The sequence below is a fragment of the uncultured Cardiobacterium sp. genome (assembly GCF_938028825.1).
Taxonomy (GTDB): domain Bacteria; phylum Pseudomonadota; class Gammaproteobacteria; order Cardiobacteriales; family Cardiobacteriaceae; genus Cardiobacterium.
Map to the genome: position 1 here is coordinate 19,516 of NZ_CALIZP010000044.1, position 15,213 is coordinate 34,728.

16 protein-coding genes are annotated in these 15,213 nt (G+C 62.8%); 10 read left to right on the forward strand and 6 right to left on the reverse strand.

Translation table 11 applies throughout. The features are described 5' to 3' along the window. Nucleotides 1–80: 80 nt before the first annotated feature. From Q0562_RS06670 to Q0562_RS06685, 4 genes are read right to left on the reverse strand one after another with little or no spacing between them, the layout of a single operon-like run. Nucleotides 81–839 (reverse strand): ABC transporter ATP-binding protein, encoded by a 759-nt coding sequence (locus Q0562_RS06670; protein WP_298642820.1) that lies wholly within the window; start codon nucleotides 837–839, stop codon nucleotides 81–83. Continuing rightward, nucleotides 836–2,014: an iron ABC transporter permease gene (locus Q0562_RS06675; RefSeq protein WP_298642822.1), complete on the reverse strand. Its 1,179-nt coding sequence runs from the start codon at nucleotides 2,012–2,014 to the stop codon at nucleotides 836–838. Before Q0562_RS06675 ends, Q0562_RS06670 begins: the two co-directional genes overlap by 4 nt. A gap of 9 nt (nucleotides 2,015–2,023) precedes the next feature. Next, nucleotides 2,024–2,509, reverse strand: a complete 486-nt coding sequence (locus tag Q0562_RS06680; protein WP_298642825.1) for a hypothetical protein — start codon at nucleotides 2,507–2,509, stop codon at nucleotides 2,024–2,026. Nucleotides 2,510–2,566: 57 nt separating this feature from the next. Then, on the reverse strand, nucleotides 2,567–2,725 hold the full coding sequence (locus Q0562_RS06685; RefSeq protein WP_298642827.1) for a hypothetical protein: 159 nt from the start codon (nucleotides 2,723–2,725) through the stop codon (nucleotides 2,567–2,569). Between the two features lie 75 nt (nucleotides 2,726–2,800). Between Q0562_RS06685 and Q0562_RS06690 the strand changes: the two genes are divergently transcribed. From Q0562_RS06690 to Q0562_RS06700, 3 genes are all read left to right on the forward strand, one after another. Beyond that, a complete protein-coding gene (locus tag Q0562_RS06690; protein ID WP_298642830.1) occupies nucleotides 2,801–3,958 on the forward strand; it encodes an alpha-hydroxy acid oxidase in 1,158 nt (385 codons plus the stop codon). 186 nt (nucleotides 3,959–4,144) lie between these two features. Continuing rightward, entirely contained in the window at nucleotides 4,145–5,740 is a 1,596-nt protein-coding gene (locus Q0562_RS06695; RefSeq protein WP_366144723.1) for an L-lactate permease, read from the forward strand. Nucleotides 5,741–5,960: 220 nt separating this feature from the next. Then, entirely contained in the window at nucleotides 5,961–6,800 is an 840-nt protein-coding gene (locus tag Q0562_RS06700; protein WP_298642834.1) for a hypothetical protein, read from the forward strand. A 73-nt stretch (nucleotides 6,801–6,873) separates the two neighbouring features. Here Q0562_RS06700 and Q0562_RS06705 read toward each other — a convergent pair whose 3' ends face one another. Then, nucleotides 6,874–7,008 (reverse strand): hypothetical protein, encoded by a 135-nt coding sequence (locus Q0562_RS06705; RefSeq protein WP_298642837.1) that lies wholly within the window; start codon nucleotides 7,006–7,008, stop codon nucleotides 6,874–6,876. A gap of 143 nt (nucleotides 7,009–7,151) precedes the next feature. On the opposite strand from Q0562_RS06705, the gene glyQ reads away from it, so the two are divergent. The 7 genes from glyQ (at nucleotide 7,152) to Q0562_RS06740 (ending at nucleotide 14,611) form a co-directional block, all read left to right on the forward strand. Beyond that, on the forward strand, nucleotides 7,152–8,060 hold the full coding sequence (glyQ, locus tag Q0562_RS06710; protein ID WP_298642839.1) for a glycine--tRNA ligase subunit alpha: 909 nt from the start codon (nucleotides 7,152–7,154) through the stop codon (nucleotides 8,058–8,060). Next, nucleotides 8,057–10,120, forward strand: a complete 2,064-nt coding sequence (glyS, locus tag Q0562_RS06715) for a glycine--tRNA ligase subunit beta (RefSeq protein ID WP_298642841.1) — start codon at nucleotides 8,057–8,059, stop codon at nucleotides 10,118–10,120. Before glyQ ends, glyS begins: the two co-directional genes overlap by 4 nt. A 50-nt stretch (nucleotides 10,121–10,170) precedes the next feature. Then, nucleotides 10,171–10,365, forward strand: a complete 195-nt coding sequence (locus Q0562_RS06720; RefSeq protein ID WP_298642843.1) for a hypothetical protein — start codon at nucleotides 10,171–10,173, stop codon at nucleotides 10,363–10,365. A 16-nt stretch (nucleotides 10,366–10,381) separates the two neighbouring features. Beyond that, complete coding sequence (locus Q0562_RS06725; protein WP_298642845.1) at nucleotides 10,382–10,591, forward strand: hypothetical protein; 210 nt, start codon at nucleotides 10,382–10,384, stop codon at nucleotides 10,589–10,591. A 105-nt stretch (nucleotides 10,592–10,696) separates the two neighbouring features. Continuing rightward, entirely contained in the window at nucleotides 10,697–11,230 is a 534-nt protein-coding gene (locus tag Q0562_RS06730) for a hypothetical protein (protein WP_298642848.1), read from the forward strand. 43 nt (nucleotides 11,231–11,273) lie between these two features. Next, nucleotides 11,274–13,109, forward strand: coding sequence for a DNA mismatch repair endonuclease MutL (gene mutL / locus Q0562_RS06735; protein WP_298642851.1), 1,836 nt, complete (start codon nucleotides 11,274–11,276; stop codon nucleotides 13,107–13,109). A gap of 275 nt (nucleotides 13,110–13,384) precedes the next feature. Continuing rightward, nucleotides 13,385–14,611, forward strand: coding sequence for a suppressor of fused domain protein (locus Q0562_RS06740; RefSeq protein WP_298642854.1), 1,227 nt, complete (start codon nucleotides 13,385–13,387; stop codon nucleotides 14,609–14,611). On the opposite strand, the gene Q0562_RS06745 is transcribed toward Q0562_RS06740, so the two are convergent. Continuing rightward, complete coding sequence (locus Q0562_RS06745) at nucleotides 14,603–15,184, reverse strand: DNA glycosylase (protein WP_298642856.1); 582 nt, start codon at nucleotides 15,182–15,184, stop codon at nucleotides 14,603–14,605. The genes Q0562_RS06740 and Q0562_RS06745 overlap by 9 nt on opposite strands. Nucleotides 15,185–15,213 lie beyond the last annotated feature (29 nt).

Here is a 15,213-nt window from a genome sequence, read left to right on the forward strand (position 1 = left end):
GATGGGCGGATACCTATTCCCCGTGGGACAAAAATCGCGGGGCGGTAAATCCCGGCAACGGGCCGTTGCAGGCGGCATCCTCAGTGCCCGTCATCGCAGGGGCAGACGGGGATGATGGCGGTGTAGTGGTTGGGGGTGGTGACGATTTCCGCCTCGATTTCATAGACTTTGCGCAGGCTGGCCGCCGAGACGATTTCCGCGAACGCCCCCTGTCCGGCGACGTGCCCTTTGTGCAGGAGCAGGATGGTCTGGGTGTGGCGCGCGGCGAGGTTGAGGTCGTGGATGGCGATGACCACCAGCGCGCCGGTGCGCGCGACGTAGGCATTCAGGCGGTCGAACACCTGCATCTGGTGGCGGATGTCGAGCGCGCTGGTCGCCTCGTCGAGGAGCAGCAGTTTCGGTTCGCGCAGGAGGCGCTGCGCGAGGAGGACGAGTTGCTGCTGGCCGCCGGAAAGGCGCGTCATGCAGCGGTCGTGCAGGTGGCCGATGCGGAAATCTTCCAGGATGGCGGCGGCGGCGTCGATGTATGCGCTGCCCACGCGCAGGCCGAGGCGGTCGTGTTTGCCGAGCAGCACGGTTTCGAGCACGCTCAGTTCAGCTTCGACGCGGCTGTTCTGCGGCATGAAGCCGATGTCGCGCAGGTTGACCGGGGCGTTCTGCCAGCTGATGGTGCCGCTGTATGCCTGCACACCAGCGATGGACTTGATGAGGGTGGATTTGCCGGTGCCGTTCGGGCCGATGAGGCCGACAATCTGCCCGGGTTCGAGTTGGGCGTTGATGTCGGCGAGGATGTTGTTGCGTCCGTAATTGACGCGGACGTGTTCGAGGATAAGGCTCATGCGACGTTCCTCCTGCCGCTGCGGATGATGATGGCGAAGAGCATCGGCACGCCGGCGACGGCGGTGATGATGCCGACGGGGATGCTGCCGGACGGCGAGATGAGTTTGCCGAACACGGAGGCGCCGATGAGGATGACGGCACCGGTGATGGCGGCAAGCGGCAGGGCGAAGCGGTGGTCTTCGCCGACCAGCGAGCGCGCCATGTGCGGCGCGATGAGGCCGACGAAGCCGATGGTGCCGACGAAGGACACGGCGGCGGCGGTGAGTAGGGCGACGGTGATGAAGGTGCGCTTGCGCAGGCGGTCCACGTTGATGCCGAGGCTCAGGGCATTGGCGTCGCCGAGGCGCAGGGTGGTGAGCGCCCAGGTGTCGCGGATGATGAAGGGGGCGCAGGCGGCGATGACGACGATGATGACGCCGACCGCCGTCCAGGTGCCTTTGAGCAGGCTGCCGAAGAGCCAGTACACGATTTGCTGCAAGGCTTCCGGGCTGGCGATGAATTGCAGCAGCAACTGGATGGACTGGAAGAAGAAGAGCACGGCGATGCCGCCGAGGACGAGGATTTCCGGCGCGGCGCTGCGCAGGATGGCGATGAGGTAGATGAGGCCGCAGGCGGCCAGGGTCATGAGGAAGGCGCTCGCGGGGACGATGAGGAACTGGTAGTAGCCGTGCTGGGCGAGGCCGGGGACGAGGCCGCCGAACATGATGGCCAGTGCCGCGCCAAAGCTCGCCGCCGCCGAGAAGCCGAGGGTGTAGGGGCTGGCGAGCGGGTTGGCGAGGATGGTCTGCATCTGCAAACCGGCGAGGCCGAGGCCGGTGCCGACGAGGACGCCGGTCAGCGTCTGCGGCATGCGCAGCCCCCAGAGGATGGTCACGAGTTTGCGCAGGCGCACTTCTTCGCCGAGGCTGTCGCGCAAGCCCTGCCACAGCGCGTCGGGCAGGAAAGCCTGCTGCGGCAGCGCGTTCAGCAGCAGGCCGGCACGCACGCTGCGGCTGTTGTCGTAAAACGGCCCGGCGTGCAGCGCCCTGAAAATGTCGGTCAGCGGCATTCCGGACGGGCCGCTGGCGAGATCGGCAAGGGTGAGGACAAGCAGGAGGACGGCGGCGGCAGCGAGGAAGAAGAGGCGCTTGTCCGTGCCGAGGCGGTAATGACTGTGGACAGATGGCGGGGTCATGGGCGGTTCCTATGGGTTGGCGGGTACACAGGGGATGCCTTGCGGGAAGCGGGCGTGAACCGCATTCGTCCAGTGCTGCGCGTACCACCCGCCCCACATGAGGAAGAGGAAACAGGCGCAGACAAAGGCAAGGCGCAGGAGGGCGATGCGGCGCGCCGCGCGGCCGTAACGCAGGCGGGTGCGGCGCAGCGTCTTCCGGCCGGGTGACGGCGACTGCCCGCTGCGGAAAATACGCCGCGTCTCCGGCAGGGTGGCGAGGCTGGCGAGCAGCAGCAACAGCGGCAGGCCGGCAAACGGCGTGAAGATGATGACGTCGATGCCCGCGACGCCAAACACCGTATCGCAGGGGCGGATGGCGTGCAGCCACGGGAAAAAGGTGTGGTGCAGCACGACGCCGACGCCGGACAGACAGACGACGGTGATGGCGAAAATCCGCAAGCGCTCGCGGGCGGGATAACGCGGTGCATAACGGCGATAATCGGGCGGGGTGGTCAAGCGGGTTCCCTTCCTGGCAAAACGGGTGTTCATTATAAACAGGGTGATAAGAATAAATCACGTCATTGTGTAGCGTATGCCGCGCGCGGCAGGCAGACGCTTTTGCCGCCGCAGAATGCAAATCCGCCAAATAAAAATCCCTTTCACTTCATCAAAATCAAGTACAGTACGCCGCGCATCATTTAAGTTGCCCCAGGTGATAATCTGCGCAGACAAACAGTTGCGACATGCGACTGCCCGGCGCTTTATCCTTTCTGAAAAATTTATCTTGTTGAACCATAAGGAGAACCCATGCCTCGCGATCTCAGCAAAATGACCTGCATCGAAGACTTGCGCCGCGTTGCCCAGTGCAAAGTGCCGCGCATGTTTTATGACTACGTCCGTTCCGGTTCCTGGACGGAAAGCACCCTGCACCACAACAGTCGCGATTTCGACCCGATCAAGTTCCGCCAGCGCGTGCTGGTCGATATGACCGGCCGCACCCTGGAAACGACGATGATCGGCGAGAAGGTGCATATGCCCGTGGTCATCGCCCCGACCGGCTTCACCGGCATGATGCACGCCGACGGCGAGATCCTCGCCGCCAAAGCCGCCGAGAAGTTCGGCGTGCCGTTTACCCTGTCCACCATGTCCATCTGCTCGATTGAAGATGTGGCGGCGAACACCACCAAGCCGTTCTGGTTCCAGCTTTATGTGATGCGCGACCGCGATTTCATGGAAGACCTCATCAAGCGGGCGAAGGCGGCGAACTGCTCCGCGCTGATGCTCACCGCCGACCTGCAAGTGCTCGGCCAGCGCCACCGCGACATCAAAAACGGCCTGTCCGCGCCGCCGAAGCCGACCCTGATGAACATGCTCAACCTCGCCACCAAGCCGCAATGGTGCTGGGGCATGCTGCACACCAGGCGGCGCACTTTCGGCAACATCGTCGGCCATGCCAAAAACGTCTCCGACCTGTCCTCACTGTCGTCGTGGACCAGCGAACAGTTCGACCCGCGCCTCTCCTGGGACGATGTCGCCCGCATCAAGGACCTCTGGGGCGGCAAGCTCATCATCAAGGGCATCATGACCGCCGAAGACGCGGAAAAAGCCGCCGCTTCCGGTGCGGATGCGCTGGTGATTTCCAACCACGGCGGTCGCCAGCTCGACGGCGCGCTCTCGACCATCAAAGTACTGCCGGAAATCGTCGCCGCCGTCGGCAGCAAAATCGAGGTGTGGCTGGACAGCGGCATCATGAGCGGGCAGGACGTGCTCAAATGCATGGCGCTCGGCGCGAAAGGCACGATGATCGGCAAAGCCTTCCTCTACGGCCTCGGCGCTTACGGCGAAGACGGTGTGCGCCGCTGCCTGGAAATCCTCTACAACGAGATGGACACGACGATGGCCTTCTGCGGCCACACCGACATCAAAAACGTCGGCACCGACATTCTGGTGCCGGGAACGTACTAAGCCCGTAAGGCAGTCGGCGACGGCTGCCTTTGTTGATAAAACGCCCGCCAAGCGAGATAAAACCAGGGTTCCTGCCAAGCGGGATAAACACTGGATTTGCCGCCAGGCGGGACAACCACGCGCTTTCCACACCTAACCCATTCACCGGAACTGCCTATGGAAACCACAACTACCACCACCGGCTACCTGCCGCTCATCCTCAGCATCGCCCCCGTCATCCTCCTCATCTGGCTGATGGTGAAGAAAAACGCCGTGCCGTCCTACATCGCCCTGCCCGGCATCGCCTTCCTTATCTACCTCCTGCAACTCTTCTACTTCAAAAACGACTTCATGCTGCTCAACGCCAACGCGGCAGCGGGCATCGTCGCCACCCTCACCCCCATTACCGTCATCTTCGGCGCAATCTTCTTCAACCGCATGATGGAAGCGACTGGCTGCCTCGCAGTCATCCGCCAGTGGCTGGGCAACATCAACCCCAACCCCATTGCGCAGTTGATGATTATCGGCTGGGCCTTCGCCTTCATGATCGAAGGCGCGAGCGGCTTCGGCACACCCGCCGCCATCGCCGCGCCCATCCTCGTCGGCCTCGGCTTCAAACCGATGCAAGTTGCCGTCTTCGCCCTCATCATGAACTCCGTGCCCGTATCCTTCGGCGCGGTCGGCACGCCGACCTGGTTTGGCTTCGGGGAACTGAAAAACACGGGGATACTGAGCGACGCCGACATCCTGCAAATCGGCAAACAAACCGGCATCATCCACTTCATTGCCGGCCTCGTCATCCCGGTCATCGCCCTGCGCTTCATCACCAGCTGGGCGGAAATCCGCAAAAACCTCGGCTACATCTACCTCAGCATCCTCGCCTGCACCGTGCCGTATGCCCTGCTCGCGCAGGTGAACTACGAATTCCCGTCGCTGGTCGGCGGCGGTATCGGCCTGCTGCTCTCCGTCGTTCTCGCCAACAAGGGCATCGGCCTCGCCAAAATGACAAACAGCAGCGAACGCGCCACGCTCACCACCGGCCAGGTGCTGAAAGCATTGATGCCGCTCGGCATGCTGATGATTATCCTCATCGTCACCCGCGTGCAGGAACTCGGTCTGAAAGGACTGCTCAACGATGCCACCCCGCTCTTCACCCTGCACCTCGGCGTTTGCGATTTTGAAGTCAGCCGCGCCCTCATCCTCAGCTTCAAAAACATCTTCGGCGAAGCGGTAAACGAGAGCTACAAAACCCTCTACGTCCCCGCCTTCATCCCGTTCGTCATCACCGTCTGGCTGTCGCTGGCCATCTACCGCGTCAGCTTCCGCGACAGCTTCGTCGTCTGGCACACCACCCTCGCGCAAACCATCAAACCGCTGCTCGCCCTCTTCGGTGCGCTGGTCATGGTCAAATTCATGATGGTCGGCGCGGACGGCTCGATGGTAAAAATCATCGGCAACAGCTTCGCGCAGATTGCCGGCGACAACTGGGTGTACTTTGCCTCCTACCTCGGCGCGATAGGGGCCTTCTTCTCCGGCTCGAATACCGTGTCCAACCTCACCTTCGGCAGCATCCAGCACAGCATCGCGCAGAGCGTCGGCCTGCCGGGCAACAGCGTGCTCGCCCTGCAATCGGTGGGCGGGGCAATGGGCAACATGGTGTGCATCAACAACATCATCGCCGTCTGCTCGGTGCTGGATGTGCAAAACCAGGAAGGCGCGATTATCAAGAAGACCGTCATCCCGATGACCCTCTACGGCATCATCGCCGCTCTCATGGCCGTGCTGCTGATCTACGTGTTCTGAGCAACCGCCTGCACAAGCAAACGCCCCGCAAGGGGCGTTTTTTCATGCCGGGCGGCATAATCCTGACAAACCGTAATAAAACGGCCCGCTCCGTCATCGCGCTTCACCGGATAACATCATGGAGAACAATGAAATAAAAAATAACTGGTATTTAATCTGATGGTTTTGTAACATTTCTCCGACGCGGGGCTTCCCGTACACCGCAGTTCAGGAGGAAATCATGGCCATCAAACTCACCGTCAAAGAAGGCGGTCGCGAACGCAACTGGGACGTCGTGGACGGTCAGCAGATTGACGTCCACATGACACAAGATGCGCAGTTCAGCCTGATTGACACCCGGACAGGACAGACGCCGGACGGCTTGCGTATCGCCCGGCACGACGGGCAGATCGACATCTACGGCAGCGACAGCTACCCGTGGGTCACGCTGCACCACGGCGATGCAGCAGCACCGCCGCAAGCGGTGGAAGCCGGCGAAGCCGCCGCAGCACCGCCCGCCCAAGAATTTCCTGCCCCGCTGCCGCAGGAAGTCGTCCCGCAGGAAACTCTGCCGGTCGAACACCTGCGCGCCGAAGAAGTCGCCGCCGAACCGGCGGCTGCATACAGCGGTGGGGACGTCGAAACACCGTCCATGGGCTCCATGCTGCTCGCGGGCGGCGGTGCCCTGGTTATCGGCGGCGTGGCGGCACTCATCAGCGGCAACAGCAACAACGATTACGACGGCCTGCCCCACGGCAGCCCCGCCGACAATCCGCGCCAGCACGGCGGCGGACAGGGCTACACCCTGCAACTGAACAACGAAACACTGGATGTGGCGCGCGTCGCGCAGGACGGCAAACTCGATTTGGACAACGGGCACAACGACCTGCTCAAACTGAGCGCCCGCGACCTGCTGGGCGACCCCGCCGCCACCCTGACCATCGACGGCAATCGCGGCGACACCGTGCAGCTTGCCGGCAACCACTGGACACAGCTGGCAGACGAAGGGAACTATCACGTCTATCGGCACAACAACCTGATCACGCGCATCGAGGACGACATCGGCGTCGCGATGGTGTGAATTACCGTTTGCTCCTTGGGGGGAGGGCGTCGCAAGGCGTCTTCCCCTTTTTATTTGTCCGGAATTGCCGTCCTCAAGCGGTCTTGACCGCGTCCCCGGCGGCGCTGCCATCCATGCCGGAGGCATCGTCCATTTCCCCCACAGCTCGCCGGAGCGCGCCGGTGCCGACGCGCAAATGGCTGAAACGCGGCAGGCGACGTCTCTGCACGACCCGGCATTGATGCTGCTCGGCGACATCTTGCCGTGTCCACAGAACGCACGCCAAGACCCGCCCCGGCGCACCGCCTGCCCCGCGTGCTTGCCGGGATTGGTATTACAATACCCCCTCATTTTTGACCACCGGAAACCCACATGGCCGAAGCACTCAATTTCCAGAACATGATCCTCACCCTGCAACGCTTCTGGGCGGAGCAGGGCTGCGTCCTCCTCCAACCCTACGACATGGAAGTCGGCGCGGGTACCTTCCACACCGCCACCTTCCTGCGTGCCGTCGGCCCGGAACCGTGGCACGCCGCCTACGTCCAGCCTTCGCGCCGCCCCACCGACGGCCGCTACGGCGACAACCCCAACCGCCTGCAACGCTACTACCAGTTCCAGGTCGTGATGAAACCCTCGCCGCCGCGCTTCCAGGACCTCTACCTCGCCTCCATGCGCGCCATCGGCATCGACCCTGCCATCCACGACATGCGTTTCGTCGAAGACAACTGGGAATCGCCGACCCTCGGCGCCTGGGGACTTGGCTGGGAAGTGTGGGTGAACGGCATGGAAATCTCGCAATTCACCTACTTCCAGCAGGCGGGCGGCCTCGAATGCAAACCGGTGATGGGCGAACTCACCTACGGCCTCGAACGCATCGCCATGTACCTGCAAGACGTGGACAGCGTCTATGACCTCGTCTGGACGGAAACCCCGCAAGGCATCGTGCGCTACGGCGACGTGTACCAGCAAAACGAACGCGAACAGTCCGCCTACAACTTCGAACACGCCGACGTGGCCGATCTGCTCGCCCAATTCGACGCCGCCGAAAAAATGGCACACAAACTCGCCGAACTGGGTCTGCCGCTGCCCGCCTACGAACAGGCGCTGAAAGCCTCGCACACCTTCAACCTGCTTGACGCGCGCCGCGCCATCTCCGTCACCGAACGCCAACGCTACATCCTGCGAGTGCGCGCGCTATCCAAAGCCGCCGCCGAAGCCTACTACAAAGAACGCGAAGCCCTCGGCTTCCCGCTCTGCCGCAACCAAGGAGCCGCCGCATGACCACCACCCTGCTGATTGAAATCGGCGTCGAAGAACTGCCGACCAAAGCCGTCACCGCCCTCGCTGCTGCCGGGCGCGACCTGTGGGCTCAAGCCCTCAGCGACGCCGCCCTCGCCCACGGCAGCATCGACACCTTCGCCACCCCGCGCCGCCTCGCCTGGCGCATCCACGAGCTCGCGGAAAAACAGCCCGACCAGAAAATCGAGCGCAAAGGCCCGTCGCTGGCTGCCGCCAAAGACAAAGACGGCAACTGGACAAAAGCCGCGCTTGGCTTCGCGGCAAGCTGCGGCGTCGAAGCAAGCGACCTCGGCGTCGAAGAAACCCCCAAAGGCGCCTGGCTGACCTACCACGGCGAACAGGCGGGACAAACGCTGGAAACCCTGCTACCCGAACTCTTCCGCCACGTCTGCGACAACCTGCCCATCGCCAAAAGAATGCGCTGGGGCGATAACGAACAAAGCTTCGTCCGCCCCGTGCTGACCCTCGTGGCACTCGCTGACGAACGCATCCTGCCGCTCGACTACTTCGGCATCCGCGCCGGCCGCGACACCCTCGGGCACCGCGTCCACCACCCCGAACCCGTCAGCATCCAGAGCGCCGCGAGCTACGAAGCCGACCTGCGCGCCGCGCACGTCATCGCCAGCCACAGCGAACGCATGGAACGCATCCGCGAGCAGGTCGAAAAAGAAGCCGCTGCCCTCGGCGGAAGCGCCATCCTGCCCGAAGCTCTGCTGATAGAGAACGCCAGCCTCACCGAATGGCCGGTCGCCATCAGCGGCAGCTTCGACGAACGCTACCTCGCCGTCCCGCAAGAAGTCCTCATCACCACCATGCAGGACAACCAGAAAACCTGCGCCGTCGTCGGCGCCTGCGGCAAAATCCAGCCGCACTTCATCGCCATCGCCAACCTCGAAAGCCAAGACCCCGCCACCGTGCGCAAAGGCAACGAAAAAGTCATCCGCCCGCGCTTCGCCGACGCCGAATTCTTCTGGCAACAAGACCTCAAACACCGCCTGGCCGACTACCTGCCGCGTCTCGAAGCCGTCACCTACCAGGACAAACTCGGCTCACTCGCCGACAAAACCCGCCGCCTCGAAACGCTGGCGCGCGAACTCGCCGCTGTAACCGGAGCGGACGCCGAACACGCGGCGACCGCTGCCCGCCTCTCGAAAAGCGACCTTCTCAGCGAAATGGTGATGGAATTTCCCGAACTGCAAGGCATCATGGGGCGCTACTACGCCGCTGCCGAAGGCCTGCCCGCCGACATCGCTGCCGCCATCGACGAACAATACTACCCGCGCGGCGCAGGCGGCGAACTGCCACAAAGCCCGACAGGACTGACACTGGCACTCGCCGAAAAACTCGACACCCTCGTCGGCGGCTTCGCCATCGGCGCCAAACCGACCGGCAGCAAAGACCCCTACGCCCTGCGCCGCATGGCCATCAGCCTCATCCGCCTCATCAACGAAAACAACCTGAACCTGCCGCTGGACCGCGCCCTCGCCGCCAGCGCCGCCACCTACCCAGCCGCCCTCGCCGCAGACAAACACACCGCCGCCGTACGCGACTACATCCGCGAACGCCTCGACAGCTACTACCGCGAACAGGGCATCCGCAGCGAAACCGTGCAAGCCGTGCTGGCGCTTAACAGCGACGACCTTGTTGATAACGACCGCCGCATCCGCGCCCTCGACACCTTCGCTGCGGGCGACAACGTGAAAAACCTGCTGGCGAGTGCCAAACGCATCCGCAACATCCTGAAAAAGAACGGCGAACGCGACGGCGCGGTGCAAACCGCCCTGCTGCAAGAGCCCGCCGAACAGGCGCTGTGGCAAGCATGGCAGGACAAACAGCCCACCTTCGAACAAGCCCTCACCGCCGGCGACTACCGCGCCGCCCTCGAACCACTCGCGACCCTCGGCGCACCGCTGGATGCCTTCTTTACCGACGTGATGGTGATGAGCGACGACCCGGCCCTGCAACAAAACCGCCTGACGCTGCTCACCACCCTGCAACGTGGCTTCGACCAAATCGCCGACCTGTCGCTGCTTTCCGAATAACATGCAGTCATAGGGCGGCACACCCATGCCTTAACAGCAGGAGAAAACCGGTGGAACCCAAAACCTACACCAACAGCTACGGCCTCGTCTTCGACAGTCAGGAAGAACTCGAAGCCTGGGATGCTTATGTTGAAGAACGCCTCGCCAAAGCGCGGCAGACGCCCGTTATCAGTCACGAAGAAGCCAAAGAAGAAATCCGTTTGCTGCGCGAGGGCCTGCGTCATGTACCGTATACGGTGGAATAGAGCGGCTATCCGCGCCTTGCAAACTATCGCGGCATACCTGAAAGAAGAACGTGGTGTACCGTGGGTTGCGGATAGGGTTATCGCCGATATAGAAAGAATCATCGACGACTACATCGCCTTCATGCCGCGCATGTTCACCCAATCGCCCGGCGGCACGGCGCACGCCTGCTGCCTGCCCTATCCCTACATCATCTACTACGACATTGACGAAGCCCCCACACCGTGACCATCCTTGACATCATCCACGGCGCACAGGGCGAACGGCGCCGCTGACCCCCGCCCGCATCCGGCGGGCGCGGCGGGTTGACGTTCACCCATCCGGAGAATATCCATGAAAAAAATCCTGACCCTGATCCTTTTGGGCATCGTTATTATCGCCACCGCGCTTGGCACCTATCTCTATGCACACAAAGAAAGCGAAATTCCCAATGAAACCGTCATCACCGCCATCAAGGCCCGCTTCCCGATAGAACTATCCCTATGGACGAGTGGGGAGACCAAACTCTCGCATCCCGACGTCCATATTGAGAACAGCGAAATCATCATCGAAACCGACTACGCCTTTACCGGTGCTGCGCAATCCGGGACGGTACAGGCACAAGCGGTCTTTACCGCCCGGCTCGATTATCGCAAGGGCAATCTGTACCTTCTCTGGTTTGAGCTGAAGAAATTGAGCAAAGACGGGCAAGAGATCAAGGCGGATCCATATGCGGTTAACCTCATCAACGCCATATCCCATGAACTGCAATATAAAAAACCGCTGCTCTATTTGGGTGATATTGTCGGAAACCCTGCATCCATAGACGACGTTAAAATCAAAAACGGCAAAGTCATCATCGAAAAGAAAAGAATGAGATTGTGGTGAACTCGCGCCGATACCCATAACCCTTTCAAGATCACGCACACCCATGCCCCGCATCCGGCAACTGCCCAACAGCCTCATCAACCAGATCGCCGCCGGCGAAGTTATCGAACGCCCGGCCTCCGTGGTCAAAGAAATCATCGAGAACGCCATCGACGCCGGCGCGACCGACATTGATATCGACATCGAAGACGGCGGCGGCAAACTCATCCGCGTCCGCGACAACGGCTGCGGCATCCACCCCGACGATCTCGTCCTCGCCTTCGCCACCCACGCCACCAGCAAAATCCAGAACATTGACGACCTCGAACATATCACTACCCTCGGCTTTCGCGGCGAGGCCCTGCCCAGCATCGCCTCCGTCTCCAAAACCACCCTGACCAGCCGCGCCGAAGGACAAGAACAAGCCTGGCGCATCAGCCCGCATCTCGGTAACGGCATCAGTCCCGCCGCACACCCGCCCGGCACCACCATCGAAATCCGCGACCTTTTCTACAACACCCCGGCGCGGAAAAAATTCCTCAAAAGCGAGCGCACCGAGCGTGCCCACATCCAGCAACTCGTGCAAAGCCTCGCCCTCAGCCATACGGGCATCCGCATCCACCTGAAAAACCACGGCAAAACCCTCGGCGACTACGGCGGCGACGACCTCACCGCGCGCATCCAGAGCGTACTTGGCGACGAACTGCTCGAACAGGCCGTCGCAATCGATGCCCGCGCCGCCGACATGCGCCTCTATGGCCGCGTTGGCCTGCCCACCTGCACCCACACCCAGCCTGACCAACAATACTTCTACATTAACGGCCGCATCATCCGCGACAAAATCATCGCCCACGCCATCCGCCAGGCCTACCAGGACATGACTTACCACGGCCGCCACCCCATCTACGTCCTCTACCTTGATATCAACCCCGAACTCATTGACGTCAACGCCCACCCTGCCAAACACGAAGTCCGCTTCCGCGAAAGCCGCCTCACCCACGACTTCATTTACAGCAGCCTCAACCACGCCCTGCGCGGCAACATCCCTGCCAATACGCCCACGCTGCCACCTGCCGCTCCGCCCGCCCGCAGCAGCGCGGACGACAGCGCGCCGCGCCCACGGCAAACCCCGCTCTACCTCGCAGGCGGCGAGCGCCGCCCCAGCCGCAGCGCCGTCGCCGAAAGCACCGCTTACTACCAATGGGCGCAACATATCCCCGCCCCGCCACCGCCCGCCTCCGCCTATCCACTGCCGTCAGCGGACAGCGTCGCGCCCAGCCCCGTGCTTCCCGCCGCTGCAGAACAGACGCAAGAACATCCGCTCGGCTACGCCCTCGGCCAGATCCACAACATCTTTATCCTCGCGCAGAACGCCCACGGCCTTGTCATCGTCGATATGCACGCCGCGCACGAACGCATCCTCTACGAACGCCTGAAACAACAACTGCGCGCACAAAACCCGCAAACCCAGCACCTGCTCATCCCGCAAAGCCTCACCGCTACCCCAGCAACCCTCGATACCCTCGCGCGGCACCATGACTGGCTCGCCCGCCTCGGCTATACCCTGACGGCAAGCGCGGACGAAAGCCGCATCGATATCACCACCGTTCCCGCCCTGCTCAAACACGCGCCCGCGCCGGAAATCGTCGGCGAACTGCTGCACGAACTGGGCGAGTACCCAGCAAGCACCGCCATCGCCCGTCTCGAAGACCAAATCCTCTCGCGCCTCTCCTGCCACAAAGCCGTGCGCGCCCACGACGCCCTCAATCTCGACGAAATGAACCAGCTGCTGCGCGATATCGAAAACACCCCGGCCAGCGGGCAATGCAACCATGGCCGCCCGACCTGGATCCAGCTCTCGACTGACGAGATCGGCAAATACTTCATGCGTGGCGAATGAACCGCTGCGGCGTCAATACAGCCGCCAGGCGGCAAAAACCGCGTAGCTGCCCCGCTTGGTGGCACCGCTTGCCCGGAATACAAAAAGCAGGCTGCGCCTGCTCGATGGGTTGAAGCCCATCCAGCGCCTGCCAAGCGGCAGGTACCGTTGGCGGTGGCGCGGCGCAGGCCGGCATGAGGAAGTTTTGTCGCGCGCGGCGAGAATTGGTATAACCGTCCGCGCCATGCCGCCGCCCGGCGGCATGGCCTGTTTTTCAACCCTTACAAGGAATCGCCATGAATCATGCCGTCGAACGCTTTTTGCACGTATTACAGGAACACGATGCGGCGGGCTACGCCTATCCGCCCGCCGACGCCGCCGCGCTGGCGGCGTTTGAAGCGGCGCACGGCATCACTCTGCCCGCCGCCCTGCGCGAACTGTATCTGCATATGGACGGGCAGGAGAGCGAGGTACTCAACGCCGTGCCCTACCGCCTGCTGCCGTTGGCGGAAATCCCGCAGGTGCAGGCACGCCTGCTGGCGCATATCGGGCAGACCTTCGGCGCGGACTGGGCGACATACCGCCTGCCCGATTTTGAAGATGGCGACGCGGTGCGCGAGGTGCTGTTTGATGCGGCGCGCCTGCCGGTCTTCCAGAATGTGAACAACGATTTTTATTGTCTGGATTTTGCCCCGGCCGCCGGCGGCGTTTCCGGACAGGTGGTTGCGGTGATGGGTGAACCGGCACCGGACGATGGGGCACCGCTGCTGCTGATGTTCGACTCTTTCGAGGAGTGTCTGGAAGATGTTGCCGCCGATATGGGCGATGACACCACGCCGGATATCGAGACTTTTCTGGCGCAGGCGGGCGAGGAGCTGGAAGCTTTCGGCGATTTGCTCGATATCGCGCAGCAGGATTTCGGCGCTTATGACGCGGCGGTCGAGGCGCATATCGTCCGCACGCTGGGCGGGACGGCGGGCGTGCTGCGCGATGTGGCGGCAGATGATGCGGCGGGCGGCAGGCGGGTACATATCTACCACCTCGCGGCGGATGAGGCGCGGCCGTTTCAGGTGCTGGTGACGAGCGGCATGGGCGAGGCGGCGCAAACGGGGCAGGAGCAGCGGACGGAACTGGTGCTGCTGCTGCCGCCGCAGTGGCCTGTGCAGGCGGATGACCCCGCTGCCGCCTGGCCGTTGCAGGCGCTGCACCTGATGGCGCGGCAACTGGCAGGGGTGCAGGGCGGTAATGTGATCAGGCTGGATGACGGCGCGACCCTGCCCGGCACGCCGTTCGCAGGTTTCCTCTTTTATCCGCCGCAAATCAGCCTGCCGCCGGATTTCCTGCACCTGTCCCTGCCTGATGGCAGGGAGGTGTCGTTCCTGGCGCTGGTGCCGCTTTACCCCGCCGAAATCGCCCTGCTCGCGGAAGAGGACGGCATGACGCGCCTCTTTGCGGGGTTTTCGCGCCACCACGTGACGGAATGCGTGGATGTCGCCCGCCCCGATTGTGCGCGTTCAGAGTAAGCCGCAGCGTTGGAAATAGGCGCGGTAGGCGGCGATTTTCTGCGCGAGTTTGAGCGGGTAGGCGCGCGAGGTGGAGGGCAGGCGGGTCAGTTCCAGCGCCCGTCCGTCCATTTGAAAGGCCAGACTCGCGCCGGTTTTCAGCGCGGTCTTGTCGCCCGGGACGAAACCGAGCAGGACATCGGTCGCCTTGCCGCCGGTGGTGAAGATGTGGCGCAACTGCGGCAGTTGCCGCACGACGGCGGGCAGGTCGAGGGTCTCGACGATGTGCAGATGGGCGTCGGCGGCATTGCCCTGCATGCGGATGGCGCGGCGCACACTGGGACAGATGGCGATGCCGCGCGCGGCAAGGAAGGCGCGGATGCGGTCGGCATCGAAGCGCTTTTCCCCCGGCACGGCGAAATAGGCGGGGTCGTCGAAGAAGATGCTGCCGTAAACGCGCCACATGTCGTTCTGGTAGTTGGGATAGTGGAACTGCATGCTGCGTTTTTCCGCAGGCGGCGGAAAGCTGCCGCTCATCATCACGGTGGCATGCGGCGGCAGAAACGGCGGGAAGGGGTGGGTTTCGATTTCCATGCGGTTTTCGGGCGGCAAAAAGCCAAACC

What these genes read in the sequence shown, in the direction of transcription:
- Q0562_RS06670 (WP_298642820.1), bottom strand. Translation starts at nt 839, where the DNA reads ATGAGCCTTATCCTCGAACACGTCCGCGTCAATTACGGACGCAACAAC.
- Q0562_RS06675 (WP_298642822.1), bottom strand. Translation starts at nt 2,014, where the DNA reads ATGACCCCGCCATCTGTCCACAGTCATTACCGCCTCGGCACGGACAAG.
- Q0562_RS06690 (WP_298642830.1), top strand. Translation starts at nt 2,801, where the DNA reads ATGCCTCGCGATCTCAGCAAAATGACCTGCATCGAAGACTTGCGCCGC.
- Q0562_RS06700 (WP_298642834.1), top strand. Translation starts at nt 5,961, where the DNA reads ATGGCCATCAAACTCACCGTCAAAGAAGGCGGTCGCGAACGCAACTGG.
- glyQ (WP_298642839.1), top strand. Translation starts at nt 7,152, where the DNA reads ATGGCCGAAGCACTCAATTTCCAGAACATGATCCTCACCCTGCAACGC.
- glyS (WP_298642841.1), top strand. Translation starts at nt 8,057, where the DNA reads ATGACCACCACCCTGCTGATTGAAATCGGCGTCGAAGAACTGCCGACC.
- Q0562_RS06730 (WP_298642848.1), top strand. Translation starts at nt 10,697, where the DNA reads ATGAAAAAAATCCTGACCCTGATCCTTTTGGGCATCGTTATTATCGCC.
- mutL (WP_298642851.1), top strand. Translation starts at nt 11,274, where the DNA reads ATGCCCCGCATCCGGCAACTGCCCAACAGCCTCATCAACCAGATCGCC.
- Q0562_RS06740 (WP_298642854.1), top strand. Translation starts at nt 13,385, where the DNA reads ATGAATCATGCCGTCGAACGCTTTTTGCACGTATTACAGGAACACGAT.
- Q0562_RS06745 (WP_298642856.1), bottom strand. Translation starts at nt 15,184, where the DNA reads ATGGAAATCGAAACCCACCCCTTCCCGCCGTTTCTGCCGCCGCATGCC.